Raw genomic sequence first — 12,461 nt, 5'->3', positions numbered from 1 at the left:
ATGTCATGGCGCGGCGTGAACTCGGACCCACCGCGCTGAAGGTCGGCAGGGCGGTGGCGGACCTGCTGCCGGAGGGCCCCGTCGTCGCCGGCGTCTCCGGGGGTGCCGACTCCCTGGCCCTGGCCCTGGGGGCCGCGTGGGCTGCGCCGCGCGTGTCGGCTGAGGTGACGTGCATCGTGGTGGACCACGGGTTGCAGCCCGGTTCCGCGGAGGTCGCGGGACAAACGGCTGATGCGCTCAAGGCGCGTGGCGTCGCCGCCGAGGTGCGACAGGTGCAGGTGGGCCGTGACGGCGGGATCGAGGCCGCGGCTCGCGAGGCCCGCCTGGCAGCCCTGTCCCGCGACGGGCATCCGGTGTTGCTGGGCCACACCCTCGACGACCAGGCTGAGACGGTGCTGCTGGGGTTGCTGCGCGGCTCCGGCATCCGGTCGCTGGCGGGGATGGCGCCGCGGCGTGGGCTGTTCCTGCGTCCTCTCCTGGGGATCCGGCGCGTCGAGACCGAGGCTGCCTGCCGGGAGTGGGGCATCGACTGGTGGAGCGACCCGATGAACTCCGACCCGCGATTCGCGCGGGTCCGGACCCGGTCGGTGCTGGCGCTGCTCAGCACCGAGCTGGGCCGCGACGTCGCCGTCGGTTTGGCCCGCACCGCCAAGCTGGCTCGCAGCGATGCCGACCTCCTCGACGAGCTGGCGGAGCTGGCCCTTACCCGGGCAGCCAGGGGTGATGCGCTCGACGTCGCAGTCCTGGTGGCGCAGCCAGATGCCCTCCGGGGCAGGATGCTGCTCAGCTGGCTGAGGAACCATGGCTGCCTCGCCGGGCAGGTGCACGTCGCCGCGGTCGACGACCTGGTGGTGTCGTGGCGCGGGCAGGGTCCGGTCCTGGTGCCCGGCGGGTCGGTGCGCAGGATCTCAGGCCGGCTGGAATGGCTGGGGTTGGCGACCTAGCGAGCCAGCGAATTGACCAGTGTTACAGCCCCTGGGGTCTGGTCGGAGGGCAGCAGGCCCACGGAGGTGGTGACCGAATCGAGCTGGCCGCCGGAGTGGGTGAGGGTGCCGTCGCCGTGCGTGGTCAGCTGGGAGGCGTGGTGGGTCAGGGCCCGCTCCACGACGGGTTCCAGGTGCTGCAGGTCGAACCAGTAGACGCCATTGCCTGGGTGGTGGACGATCGAGGCGAACCCCGCCTTCTGCTGCTGCGCGGCCACGACGGCGGTGTAGTGCAGCCGGATGTGGTCGGGGTGCCCGTAGCCGCCGTCTTTGTCATAGGAGATGACGAGTTCGGCTGCGACGTCGCGGATCCACGACTCAAGGTCCGCCACTATGTCACCGGGGTCTGCTGTGCACAGCGCTCCAGGTTCCACGTCCTTAGCGGGTCCCGCCACCCCCTCCCTGACCCAGCGCATCCCTGAGTCGCGGTACCGGCGGCCGGAACCCGGCGCATCGCCCAGGAAACCGTGACGCGAGACCCCCAAAACCCTCAGCGCCCCGGCCAGTTCACGCTCCCGGTGGGCCTCCAGCTTCTGGGTGTCCGCCAGGTGTGACAGCGGTCCCGGCACCACCTCGCCGCGTTCGCCTCTGGTCGCTGTCAGCAGCGACACCTCATGCCCGGACGCTACCAGCCAGGCGATCAGCGCCCCCGTCGCGAGGGTCTCGTCATCGGGATGGGCGTGGATGAAGGTTATTCTCACAACAACCTACGGTACTGCCGGAGGGTGCTCTCAGCGGAACGCGACCAGGTCATTGTCAGCGCCCGCTCTCTGCCGGTCGCGCCCAGGAACTGGCGCAGCTGGGCGTCGGTGAGTAGTGACGCGAGTGCCGCAGCCCAGTCGCGGGGGTCGTGGGTGGGGATCAGCAGCCCGGTGTGGGTGTTGCAGATGGCCTCGGTTAGTCCTCCCGCTGCGGCCGCCAGAACGGGGATCCCCGACGCCGATGCCTCCAAGGCGATCAGGCCGAAGGTTTCGGAGTACGACGGCACCAGCATCACCAAGGAGTGGCGGATGATTTGGGCCAGGCTGGCGCGGTCCTGGCCGTGCAGGAAATGCACTTGGTCTTCCAGGCCCAGCCCGCGGACGAGGGAGTGAAGCTCCGCTTCGTAGTCCGCGAAGTCCGCCGACGTCTCACCGATCAACGCCAGGTCGGGGCGGATGTCGCCGGGCAGGTGGGACAGGGCGCGGATCGCGACATCAGGTGCCTTGAGTGGTTGCAGACGCGCGGCGAACACGACGTATCCGGGCCGCACACCCGGGGGGTGCCAGGGGCCTGTCGCGGGATGGAATAGCTCCACGTTGACCCCCGGCCACACGATCCGGACCCGCTCCGGGTCTGCGCCGCACCGCCCGATGACCACGGCCGCCTCGTGCCGGGAGACGCACAGCACCAGGTCCGACTGCTCCGCGCACACCACTTCGCCGTCCACCCGGGCGGGTGACTCGGGGGGTTCGCCATCGCGCAGCGGTGAGTTCGGGTGGGCTGCCACCGAATGGAAGGTCATCACATGCGGCACCCCCCAGGCGCGCGCCACGGGCAGCGCCGCCACCCCCGACATCCAATGGTGGGAGTGCACCAGGTCGTAGGGCTCCAAGGCCTCCATCCCAGCCCGGAACTCGTCGATGTGCTGGTCGATCTCGCTCTTCGGCAGCGGCGAAGGGGGACCTGCTGGCAGGCGGCGCAGCGTCACCGACGGGGCCACCTCCTCCAGGTCCGACTGGCCGGGGTCGGTGCGGCGGGTCAGGAACTCCACCCTCACCCCGAGCAGCCCCAGTGCCCGCGCCAGCGCGCCGATCAGCACATTCATGCCGCCTGCGTCCGCGGTGCCGGCCCGCTCCAGGGGCGAGGTGTGCATGGTGACGAAGGCGACGCGCAGTCCGTTGTCTGGTGAGGCGGGCTGATGATTCATGGCTGCTTTCTCCGGACGGCTGGTACGGTACCGATGCTATTGCCGGAGCGCCGCCGCCGGGCCGAAAACCCACACAGCCGGGGATCTTTTATCTCCAGGCCTCAACGAAGGCCTTGCTGTTTTCCACCAGGATCGTGACTTCCGCGTCGGCCCCCATGGAGGTGTTGACCGCCCCACCATGCGTGGTGGTCACGCAGTTCAGGGACTTGGCTCCGCCGAACTCGTCGATGCCGCAGGTCCAGCCGTCGATGCTCTGGGGGTTCTTCAAGTCCCGGGTCATGGTCTCGAACGCCTTGTCACCTTCCAGGTACAGAGCCCGGAAGAAAACCGTTCCCTTGTAGTAGATGGTCATGTTGGGGTTCGGCGCGGAGTTCTTGAAGTCGTTGAACGACGAGGGCATGTTGGGGATTGTGCTCGCGGAGCTGCTGGGCTGCTGGTTCTGCTTGCTGGCGCCGGGGGCGGGTGATCCGTCGCTGGGTGTGGGCGTCGGGCTGGAGTCCCGGGGGGTGGTCGTCCCCGCGGAGACGGAGACAGTGGCGCTGGGAGGGGCCTCGGAGACCGTGGGGGCGGGGGCGCTGGTGGTCGTGTCCTGGGAGGGGAGCGCAGCTGGTTGTCCCTGGTGCGTCAGGACCCAGCAGGTGCCGAATCCGAGGGCAAAGGCGAGGATGCCGAAGGACAGAGTTCTCAGGCAACTGCCGGCCCTTGGCGGCGACTCGTGGGCATGATCCTCCGGCGGACCGTGGGATCCACCCGCTTCTGACCGCTGGTCATTGCTCATTCCTGCCTCCCGCGTCTCATGGTAGGCCCTCTGCGAGCTGCCGTCCCCATCGGCGGGTCTTCTCACCGAAGATGCCCCGTGGGGAGCTGGGTGGGCACTATGCCCAGCTGGCCAGGAAGGCTGCACTGATCTCTGCCGCCTCGGGAAGGGGCGTGGCTGGGTGCAGGGTCGTGGTGAGGGTGGCGTTGTAGGCAGTCGTGACGCAGCTGATCTTGGACGCCCGGTACCCGCAGGTCCAGTCGCCGAAGACCTGCGCGTCGCTCAGGTCCGTGATGACGTTCTCCGCCGTCACGATCTTGTCGTGGAGGGCGATCAGGTAGTTGCTGCCGTCCACGTTCCAGTAGTTGGTCAGGATCGGGGACGCGTGCTCGGTCGAGAAGTAGCCGAAAGCCTGCGGCATCAGGGGAGCCTCCACAGGCCTGCTGGTTTCCTGCGCGGGAGCCGGACTCTGCGTTTGCGCAGGTTCCCCATTGCGGCTAACGATCCACCAGGCCCCGGAGCCGACGAGCACCGCCGTCATCACGGCGGCGGTGTTGACGACCAGGCCTCTGCTGCTCATCCCTGCCCCTTGTGTCTCGTGGTGATCCCTGCGGGGCTGGTGAGCCTCGCAGGGGCTATTGCTATTGCCTGCCATGTGCTATTGCCTGCCATGCCGTGTTGCCTCACCGGAACATGGCTTCCTGACCATGACTATGTAAAGGGTTACTTCCAGGCTTCGAGGAAGGTTTTGGAGACTTCCACGATTTTGGGTGCTGATTTCTCACCCTGCAGCGTTGTGACGACTACTCCTGAATGTGCATCGGCCGCACACATGAGCATGCTGCTGCTCGTACCGCAGATCCAGCCGTCAAAGGTCTGAGGATCCTCGAACTCGTTGGCAGTCAGTTCTGCTGTCGCGCCGGCACCGTAGGAAGCCACGAAAAATTTATTGTCTGAGCTCGTGTAGGTGGAAACCATTTCCTTCCTATCCTGCAATGTGAAATTGCCGAATGAATCAGGCATGTCGGGTGCGTTTGAGGCACGGCTGCTCCTGGTCGGCGTCGGATCCTTGGACTTGGAGCTCTCCTTTGTCGGCGAAGAGGTTGGCTCCTTGGACGTACTGGCCTTCCCGGTGGGGGTGGTCTGCGTGCTGGTCGTGGGGGTGGCCTGTTGATTGTTGTTCTGGTTGATGAACCAGAAGATGCCCAGCCCGATGGCGACCACCAGAACCGTCGCGATCAGCCCGATGATCAGGCCGTTGTTGTTCTTCTTCGGAGGCATGCCCTGGCCGGGCTGCCCGTACCCGGGGGCGCCGGCGCCATAAGGCTGTTGTCCGTAGCCAGGTTGCCCATAGCCAGGCTGTCCATAACCGGGTTGTTGTTGGTAGCCGGAACCGGGTTGCCCGTAGCCGGGTTGCGAGTACCCCGGCTGCTGGTATCCAGGCCCCTGAGCCGGCTGCCCGTACCCCTGCTGCGGTTGCTGGGGTTGTTGTGGGTAGCCCTGCTGGGGCTGCTGGGGATAGCCCGGTTGAGGCTGCTGAGGTTGCTGCGGGTAGCCTCCCTGGGGCTGGTACGGCCCAGGCCACTGGTTATTGCTCATTCGTTCCTCCTGACACAACATGGTAGATGGAAGCGGTGTTCTCGTCAGGCCTGAGTTGCATGCGGTCCGTCGCATCGTGCTAGAGTTCATCCCCGACGCGCGAGTGGCGGAATGGTAGACGCGCTGGCTTCAGGTGCCAGTGCCCGCAAGGGCGTGGAGGTTCAACTCCTCTCTCGCGCACGGTGAAGGTTCTCATCGCAGATGAGGACCTTCAGTTTTTGGAAAACCAGCAGGACCCCACCGGCAGTCCGTTACTCAGGGCAGCAGCGTGTTGGGCAGAATCATCGGTCGATTCCCCGCGGCCGAGGGGTGTTGCCTCGGAAGGTCAGTGGCCTGCTGGTTTCGATGACGCGCATAGCGGCAATCTGGGATGTATCGACGAGCGGTCGGCCCTCAGCTATGCGCTGCAAGTCGGTTTCGAGGGTGCTTTTCCCTGCGCCTGGTGGCCCCGCCAGCACGACTGCACGGCCCTCTCGGGCTGCGTGTGGGTATTTGGCGCGATAGGTGTAGCAGCTGCCGATGGAGAATAAGCCTTTGTCGGCGTGGTTTCCCGTTTGCTGTGAACCATTGTGGATTCTTGATCGAGGCGGTGGGAGCATCCGTGCCGAGCGCCTGGCCGGGACGCGACAAGCCAATGACTGTTTCTATGTGTGATTCTGGCATGACCTAGTGATCCTTGTGCTGCTCCTCGGAGCGTTGGATCACTTCATCGTAGATATCGTCGTCTATCCAGCCTTCGAATAGAGCGTCCGTGACTTCTTCCCAGGATCCTGGAGGAGCGACGACGAGCCAGTCGTAGGGGTCGTCGTCCTTGACCGGGGCGTATGGCCACCTTGTGAGCTCGTCGATCAGCTGGTCGCGGCTGATCAGGCCTGCTGCATAACGCTGGCAGATCTCTGCGGGTCCTGCGCCCGAGAATTCCTCGGCGACCTGGGGGAGATCCTGGGCTTTGCGGAGCACCGCGGAGATGGTCGGCTGAGTGACTCGTAGGCGTTGAGCTATCTCGCGCTGGCTGACTCCGGAATTGGCCACAGCCCGCAAGCCTCGCTGGTAGTCGAGGTTCACGATTTCGTGAAGCTGCTGGAGGCGGATGAGGTCCTGCATGGCGTCTGAAACATCGGTTGACATCTTTGCCTTCCTTCAGCATCGATGCCGCGGGTTCCAGAGGTGCGGGAGACCTGGCTGTTAGTCGCCGTCGAGTAGGCGGCGGCGATTGCGACCGGAGGCTATCCAGCGGGCCAGGGGGCCGTGCTCGTTGATGAGCGTCAGCCGGCCCTGGACCCGCTCCACCAGGCCAGAGTGGACGGCGAGCAGCAGCTGGTCGCCGGCTTCGAGCCGTAGCTCCTGGTTCGGGATCAGCACCTCCTGGTCGCGGATGATCATGGACACGACGGCACCGCGCGGCAGTCGCAGGTCCTTCACCCACATGCCCACCAGGCGTCCCTTCCTGGGGACCCGGAACTGGACGAGGGAGGCGTTGATGCCCTCCAGCGGGGAGGAGTCGAACATCAGCTCCCGCGGTGAGATCCGCTCCAGCACCCCGGCCCAGGGGGCGAGACGCGGCAGCAGCGGCCCCTGCACGAGGGTGAACATCACCACCAACAGGAAGATGACGTGGAACATGTGCGAGGCGCCCGGCAGATTGTGCGTCAGCGGGATGGTCGCGAGCATGATCGGCAGCGCCCCGCGCATCCCCGCCCACGAGATGAACAGCTGGGTCCTGAGCTTCTCCCGGAAGGGCGTCAGGCAGGCGAGAACCGAGATCGGCCGGGCGATGAACGTCAGCGCCGACCCAATCACCAGGGCCGGCACGACCGCCGCCGGGAGCTCGCTGGGTGAGGCCAACAGACCCAGCAGCACGAACAGCCCGATCTGCGCCAGCCAGCTCACCGACTCCGTGAACCCCTCCGTCGCCGAGTGGTGGGGGAGGGCCTGGTTGCCGAGCCACAACCCCGCGATGTAGGCCGCCAGCAGCCCCGAGCCACCCATGACCCCAGCGACGGAGTAGGCGGTCAGCGCGATGGCGAGGGTCGCGAGGGGATACAGGCCTGCGCTGGGCAGGGAGATGCGGTGCAGGAAGACCTGCCCCACCATCGCCACGGCCGCGCCGATGAGCGCCCCGGCCACGAGCTGGAAGATCCCGTTCGCGATCATTCCCGTCACCGACATCTGGTTCCAGGCGTCGGAGACGACGACGGTGACGATGATGATGGCGGGCGGGTCGTTGAACCCCGACTCACCCTCCAGAGTGGTGCGCACCTTCGACTTCAGGGGCAGGCGCCGCAGGATCGCGAACACAGCGGCGGCGTCGGTGGACGAGACCATCGCGGCCATCAGGATGCCAGTGCGCAGGTCGACGCCCAACACCAGCATCGCGATGGACGACGCCACCGCCACCGACACCAGCACCCCGACCGTCCCGAGCAGCCCAGCCCGGGCCGCCACGGGCCTGAACTCCGACCAGCGGGTGGTGAAGCCGCCGTCAAACAGCAGCAGCGCCACCAGCAGGGCGGAGATGTTGTAGGCCAGCTGGGCATCGTCGAACCGGATGCCGAGTCCAGCCTCGCCGATGAAAAGGCCGATCCCCAGGTAGAGCAGCAGGCCGGGCATGGAGCTGCGCGACGAGATCCGCACCGCAGCCACCCCGAGCAGCAGCACTCCGCACGCGATCAGGACCACCATGTCCATCTCGTGATGACTCATGATGTACCTCCTGGTCGTGCGGCCATTATCCCGGGTTCCCAGCTCCTAGGGCCAGTGGCCGCGGTCCCTCAGCCAACGGGCGCCTCCTGCCTGGGGGCATTGAACTGCGACTGGTAAAGGTCGTAGTAGCGGCCCTTCGCGGCCAGGAGCTCGCAGTGGGTGCCCTGCTCGACGATGGCGCCGTCGTTCATCACCAGGATCAGGTCGGCGTCGCGGATGGTGGACAGCCGGTGCGCGATCACGAACGACGTGCGACCGCTCCGCAGCGCCGCCATCGCCTTCTGCAGCAGCAGCTCGGTGCGGGTATCCACCGACGAGGTGGCCTCGTCGAGGATCAGCAGCTCCGGCTCGGATAGGAACGCCCGGGCGATGGTGATGAGCTGCTTCTCGCCCGCCGAGACATTGTTGCCCTCCTCGTCGATGACGGTGTCGTAGCCGTCGGGCAGGGAGTGGACGAAGCGGTCGACGAACGCCGCCTTCGCGGCCGCGAGGATCTCCTCCTCGGTGGCTCCCTCCTTGCCGTAGGCGATGTTGTCGCGGATGGTGCCGCCGAACAGCCACGTGTCCTGCAGGACCATGCCCAGGTTGTCGCGCAGCGCCTGGCGGTCCACCGTCGCGATGTCTGTTCCGTCGAGGAGGATGCGCCCGGAGTCCAGGTCGTAGAAGCGCATCAGCAGATTTACCAGGGTGGTTTTGCCCGCGCCGGTAGGGCCGACGATCGCGACCGTCTGGCCGGGTTTCGCCTCCAGGTTCAGGTGTTCGATCAGCGGCCGGTCAGGGCTGTAGGAGAAGGTGACGTCCTCGAAGACGACATGCCCGCCTTCGGCGGTCAGCTCGCGGCCCGGCTCCGGCGACATCTCGTCGGCGTCGAGGAGCTCGAAGACCCGCTCGGCGGAGGCCACACCCGACTGCAGCAGGTTCATCATGGACGCCAGCTGCGTCAGCGGCTGGGTGAACTGGCGCGAGTACTGAATGAAGGCCTGCACGTCGCCGATGTTCATCTGGCCCGTCGCGACCTGCAGGCCGCCGAAGACCGCGACGACGACGTAGTTGAGGTTGCCGACCAGGAACATCACGGGCATCAGGATCCCGGAGAGGAACTGTGCCCCGAACGACGAGGTGAACAGCTCGTTGTTGCGGGCGCGGAAGTTCGCCTCCACCTCGGACTTGCGGCCGAAAACCTTCACCAGCGCGTGGCCCGTGTAGGCCTCCTCGATCTCCGAGTTGAGCTCACCCGTCGACTTCCACATGTCCGAGAAGCGGCGCTGTGAGCGGCGCATGATGAGTGGGACGATGAACATCGACAGCGGGATGGAGACCAGGGTGACCAGCGCCAGCGGCCACGAGATCCACATCATGATGGCCAGCACGCCGAGCACCGTCAGCAGGGCGTTGAGTAGCTGCGGCAGGGTCTGCATCAGCGTCTGCGAGATGTTGTCGATGTCATTGGTGACGCGGGACAGCAGCTCACCGCGCGGCTGCTTGTCGAAGTACGACAGGGGAAGGCGCTGGAGCTTGGCCTCGACGTCGCTGCGCATTCGCCGCACTGACTTCTGCGAGGCCCCGATCAGCATCCAGTTCGCGGCGTAGGTGGCGACGCTGGAGAAGACGTAGAGCCCCAGCACCAGCAGCAGGATCGAGCCGATGGCGCTGAAGTCGATGCCCTGGCCGGGGGTGAAGTCGACGCGTTGCAGCATGTCGACGAGGGTGCTGTTGTCCCCGCTGGCCCGGGCGGCCTCGATGACCTGCTCCTTGCTGGCCCCGGCGGGCATGTTCTTGCCGATGATGCCGGCCAGCAGCAGGTCTGTGGCCGCGCCGAGGATCTTCGGGCCGAGGGTGGACATCACGACCGCGGCGACGGCCAGCAGCAGCGCGAGGACGACCATGACCCGCTGCGGCCTCATGGTCGCGAACAACCGGCGCAGCGAGGGCAGGAAAGCAGCGGCGGTCTCGCCGGTGCCGCTGGGACCGCCGGGTCCGAAGCTGATCTTGCCTGGGCCGTTCTCGGGGCGTTTGTTGGCGGTGGTCTTCGTGTTCTTCTCGCTCATGCCGCCTCCTCGGCGCTCAGCTGGCTGTCGACGATCTCCTGGTAGGTGCGGCTGCTGGCCAGCAGCTCGTCGTGGGTGCCGCGCCCGACAATACGACCGTGTTCCAGGACGAGGATTTCGTCGGCATAGCGGATGGTGGCGACGCGCTGGGCGACGATCAGTGTGGCGCGGTTTGCCGTGGCCGGGGCGAGTGCGGCACGCAGCCGGGCGTCGGTCGCGACGTCGAGGGCCGAGAAGGAGTCGTCGAAGACGTAGACGGCAGGCTCCTTGACCAGGGCCCGGGCGATCGACAGGCGTTGCCGCTGACCGCCCGATACGTTCGTACCGCCTTGTGCGATGCGCGCCTCGAGGCCGCCTTCGAGCTCCGAGACGAAGTCCGCGGCCTGGGCGATGCGCAGCGCCTCCCACATCTGCTCGTCGGTGGCGTCGGGACGGCCGTATCGCAGGTTGGAGGCCACGGTGCCGGAGAACAGGTAGGGCTTCTGCGGCACCAGCCCGATGCGCGACCACAGGGCGTCGGGGTCGAGCTGCCGCACGTCGACGCCGTCCATCAGCACCTCGCCGCCGGTCGCATCGAACAGCCGGGGGATCAGGTTCACCAGGGTGGACTTCCCCGAGCCCGTCGAGCCGATGATCGCGGTCGTGCGGCCGGGGTTCAGGGTGAAGGAGAGGTCCGACAGGGCCGGGGTGTCGGCCCCCGGGTAGGTGAAGGTGACGTCACGGAACTCGACGACCCCCGTCGCCTCCTTCGGGGTGACGGGATTGGCCGGCGGGGCAACCGTGGGCTCGGTGTCCAGCACCTCCAGGATCCGGTCTGCCGATACGGCGGCGCGTGGCGCGAGGGTTAGCAGCATCGTCGACATCAGCACCGAGATCAGGATCTGGATGAGGTAGTTGAGGAATGCTGTCATCTGGCCGAGCTGGATTGCGCCAGAGTCGATGCGGAATGCCCCGAACCAGATCACCGCCACGGATGAGACGTTCACCATGAACATGGCGAAGGGAAACAGCAGCATCAGCAGCCGGGAGGCACGTAGCGTGACGCTGTAGACGTCGTCGTTCGCCTTCTCGAAGCGGCGTGACTCGTGGTCCTCGCGGATGAAGGCGCGGATCACCCGGATGCCGGTGATCTGCTCCCGCAGCACGCGGTTGAGGTTGTCCAGGTTGGTCTGCATCCGCTGGAACAGGGGGGGCGGCGAACACCACCAGCAGGCCGATGGCCGAGCCCAGCACCGCGACCCCGGCCGCGATGATCCACGAGAGCCCGACATCCTCGCGCAGGGCCATGATGAAACCGCCGACCATCATGATGGGGGCTCCGATGATGATGGTCAGGGTGGTCTGGACGATCGTCTGCACCTGCAGGACGTCGTTGGTGTTGCGGGTCAGCAGGGAGGACGCCCCGAACTGGCGCACCTCCTGGGTGGAGAACGACAGGGCGCGGTCGAAGACGGCGGCCCGCAGGTCGCGTCCCATCGACATGGCGGTGCGGGCCCCGAACCAGGTGGCGCCGATCTGCCCTGTCGCCTGGATCAGCGAGAACAGCAGCATCATGCCGCCGCTGCGCCAGATCAGGTCGGTGTCGCCTTTGACGACGCCGTCGTCGATGATCTGGGCGTTCAGGTTCGGTAGGTACAGTGACATGACTGTTGCCACCACCTGGAGGGCCAGCGCGGCCAGCAGCTCTTTCCAATACGGCCTGAGATAGGCGGTGATGAGTCTGTTGAGTCTTGTGATCAATGGGATTCCTTCCGGCGGGCCCCGTCGAGAGCGAGGCGTGCCAGGGTGGCGGGGTTCAAGCTGGTATCGGGAGATCTGCCGTGCGCATACCCCATCGCCAGGGTGATGACGAGATGGGCGAAGTCCTTGACCGGGATCGTCAACTCGGCCTCGTGCGGGGCCAGGCGGTCACGCATCCAGTTCGCGATGTCACAGACCCGGGCCTCCCACAGCTCCATGATCCGGAACCGGATCTCGTCCTGGTCGCCGCTCCGGTGCGGTCGGGGGATGAAACGCCCGAAGGTGGTGACGTAGTCGGCGGCGGTGGACAGACACACCTCGGTGGTCTCGTCGACGGTCGTGGTGGCGGGGGCCGCAGCGAAGATGTCGGCGAGCCGCTCGGGGGAGAGGTGGTCGGCGATGGTGGCGGCGATCAGGTCGCGCCGGGTCGGGAACACCCTGAACAGGGTTCCCTCGGCCACCTTGGCGGCCTCCGCCACCTGCCGGGTAGTCACCTCGGGACCGTGGTCCAGGATCAACTGGCGGGTCGCGGCAATCAGCGACGCTCGTCGTTCGGCGGGCGGGAGAGGTCGGGCGCGGGTCATCACGGCGCACCAATGTATGAGTGAGTACTCACTCATTCAAAACTGGATGGGAACTGGGGCCGGCGACGATCGGTAACGGGCATTTCGTTGGAGCCCTGGGTCTGGGTGTTGGGCAGGGCATCCGCAGTGGCGTGGGCG

The 12,461-nt window shown here is 66.6% G+C and carries 11 protein-coding genes, 1 tRNA gene and 1 pseudogene; 2 read left to right on the top strand and 11 right to left on the bottom strand.

Annotated elements, in window-relative coordinates:
- Nucleotides 1-5 precede the first annotated feature (5 nt).
- Nucleotides 6-944 carry a tRNA lysidine(34) synthetase TilS gene (gene tilS / locus SK1NUM_RS13030; RefSeq protein WP_212322858.1) on the top strand — a complete coding sequence of 313 codons (939 nt, stop codon included), beginning with the start codon at nucleotides 6-8 and terminating at the stop codon, nucleotides 942-944.
- On the opposite strand, the gene SK1NUM_RS13025 is transcribed toward tilS, so the two are convergent.
- The 5 genes from SK1NUM_RS13025 to SK1NUM_RS13005 all read right to left on the bottom strand — a co-directional run bounded on the left by SK1NUM_RS13025 (nucleotide 941) and on the right by SK1NUM_RS13005 (nucleotide 5,248).
- Nucleotides 941-1,684, bottom strand: coding sequence for a PIG-L family deacetylase (locus tag SK1NUM_RS13025; protein WP_212322855.1), 744 nt, complete (start codon nucleotides 1,682-1,684; stop codon nucleotides 941-943). The genes tilS and SK1NUM_RS13025 overlap by 4 nt on opposite strands.
- A complete protein-coding gene (locus SK1NUM_RS13020) occupies nucleotides 1,681-2,892 on the bottom strand; it encodes a glycosyltransferase (RefSeq protein ID WP_212322823.1) in 1,212 nt (403 codons plus the stop codon). Before SK1NUM_RS13020 ends, SK1NUM_RS13025 begins: the two co-directional genes overlap by 4 nt.
- A gap of 88 nt (nucleotides 2,893-2,980) precedes the next feature.
- On the bottom strand, nucleotides 2,981-3,670 hold the full coding sequence (locus SK1NUM_RS13015; protein WP_212322821.1) for a hypothetical protein: 690 nt from the start codon (nucleotides 3,668-3,670) through the stop codon (nucleotides 2,981-2,983).
- A gap of 97 nt (nucleotides 3,671-3,767) precedes the next feature.
- On the bottom strand, nucleotides 3,768-4,229 hold the full coding sequence (locus tag SK1NUM_RS13010) for a hypothetical protein (protein WP_212322818.1): 462 nt from the start codon (nucleotides 4,227-4,229) through the stop codon (nucleotides 3,768-3,770).
- Between the two features lie 143 nt (nucleotides 4,230-4,372).
- Complete coding sequence (locus SK1NUM_RS13005) at nucleotides 4,373-5,248, bottom strand: flagellar basal body-associated protein FliL (RefSeq protein ID WP_212322815.1); 876 nt, start codon at nucleotides 5,246-5,248, stop codon at nucleotides 4,373-4,375.
- Between the two features lie 97 nt (nucleotides 5,249-5,345).
- On the opposite strand from SK1NUM_RS13005, the gene SK1NUM_RS13000 reads away from it, so the two are divergent.
- Nucleotides 5,346-5,428, top strand: a tRNA-Leu gene (locus SK1NUM_RS13000).
- A 486-nt stretch (nucleotides 5,429-5,914) separates the two neighbouring features.
- Here SK1NUM_RS13000 and SK1NUM_RS12995 read toward each other — a convergent pair.
- The 6 genes and pseudogenes from SK1NUM_RS12995 to SK1NUM_RS12975 form a co-directional block, all read right to left on the bottom strand.
- Nucleotides 5,915-6,376 (bottom strand): hypothetical protein, encoded by a 462-nt coding sequence (locus tag SK1NUM_RS12995; RefSeq protein ID WP_212322812.1) that lies wholly within the window; start codon nucleotides 6,374-6,376, stop codon nucleotides 5,915-5,917.
- Between the two features lie 57 nt (nucleotides 6,377-6,433).
- On the bottom strand, nucleotides 6,434-7,951 hold the full coding sequence (locus tag SK1NUM_RS12990) for a potassium/proton antiporter (protein ID WP_212322809.1): 1,518 nt from the start codon (nucleotides 7,949-7,951) through the stop codon (nucleotides 6,434-6,436).
- A gap of 68 nt (nucleotides 7,952-8,019) precedes the next feature.
- On the bottom strand, nucleotides 8,020-9,999 hold the full coding sequence (locus SK1NUM_RS12985; RefSeq protein ID WP_212322806.1) for an ABC transporter ATP-binding protein: 1,980 nt from the start codon (nucleotides 9,997-9,999) through the stop codon (nucleotides 8,020-8,022).
- Nucleotides 9,996-11,174 (bottom strand): ABC transporter ATP-binding protein, encoded by a 1,179-nt coding sequence (locus SK1NUM_RS12980; protein WP_396020915.1) that lies wholly within the window; start codon nucleotides 11,172-11,174, stop codon nucleotides 9,996-9,998. The genes SK1NUM_RS12985 and SK1NUM_RS12980 overlap by 4 nt, the downstream gene beginning before the upstream one ends.
- Before the next feature lie 115 nt (nucleotides 11,175-11,289).
- Nucleotides 11,290-11,643, bottom strand: a pseudogene (locus SK1NUM_RS15500) (ABC transporter transmembrane domain-containing protein); the annotation flags it as partial.
- Nucleotides 11,644-11,735: 92 nt separating this feature from the next.
- The gene (locus tag SK1NUM_RS12975; protein WP_223928014.1) at nucleotides 11,736-12,323 is read right to left on the bottom strand and encodes a TetR/AcrR family transcriptional regulator; all 588 of its coding nucleotides are present in this window, start codon (nucleotides 12,321-12,323) and stop codon (nucleotides 11,736-11,738) included.
- Nucleotides 12,324-12,461 lie beyond the last annotated feature (138 nt).

It is taken from the genome of Arachnia rubra (genome assembly GCF_019973735.1).
GTDB classification, from domain to species: domain Bacteria; phylum Actinomycetota; class Actinomycetes; order Propionibacteriales; family Propionibacteriaceae; genus Arachnia; species Arachnia rubra.
Note: the sequence above shows the minus strand (reverse complement) of the source record. Positions and strands in the feature narration are given on the sequence as shown.

What these genes read in the sequence shown, in the direction of transcription:
- tilS (WP_212322858.1), top strand. Translation starts at nt 6, where the DNA reads ATGGCGCGGCGTGAACTCGGACCCACCGCGCTGAAGGTCGGCAGGGCG.
- SK1NUM_RS13020 (WP_212322823.1), bottom strand. Translation starts at nt 2,892, where the DNA reads ATGAATCATCAGCCCGCCTCACCAGACAACGGACTGCGCGTCGCCTTC.
- SK1NUM_RS13015 (WP_212322821.1), bottom strand. Translation starts at nt 3,670, where the DNA reads ATGAGCAATGACCAGCGGTCAGAAGCGGGTGGATCCCACGGTCCGCCG.
- SK1NUM_RS13010 (WP_212322818.1), bottom strand. Translation starts at nt 4,229, where the DNA reads ATGAGCAGCAGAGGCCTGGTCGTCAACACCGCCGCCGTGATGACGGCG.
- SK1NUM_RS13005 (WP_212322815.1), bottom strand. Translation starts at nt 5,248, where the DNA reads ATGAGCAATAACCAGTGGCCTGGGCCGTACCAGCCCCAGGGAGGCTAC.
- SK1NUM_RS12995 (WP_212322812.1), bottom strand. Translation starts at nt 6,376, where the DNA reads ATGTCAACCGATGTTTCAGACGCCATGCAGGACCTCATCCGCCTCCAG.
- SK1NUM_RS12990 (WP_212322809.1), bottom strand. Translation starts at nt 7,951, where the DNA reads ATGAGTCATCACGAGATGGACATGGTGGTCCTGATCGCGTGCGGAGTG.
- SK1NUM_RS12985 (WP_212322806.1), bottom strand. Translation starts at nt 9,999, where the DNA reads ATGAGCGAGAAGAACACGAAGACCACCGCCAACAAACGCCCCGAGAAC.
- SK1NUM_RS12980 (WP_396020915.1), bottom strand. Translation starts at nt 11,174, where the DNA reads ATGCAGACCAACCTGGACAACCTCAACCGCGTGCTGCGGGAGCAGATC.
- SK1NUM_RS12975 (WP_223928014.1), bottom strand. Translation starts at nt 12,323, where the DNA reads ATGACCCGCGCCCGACCTCTCCCGCCCGCCGAACGACGAGCGTCGCTG.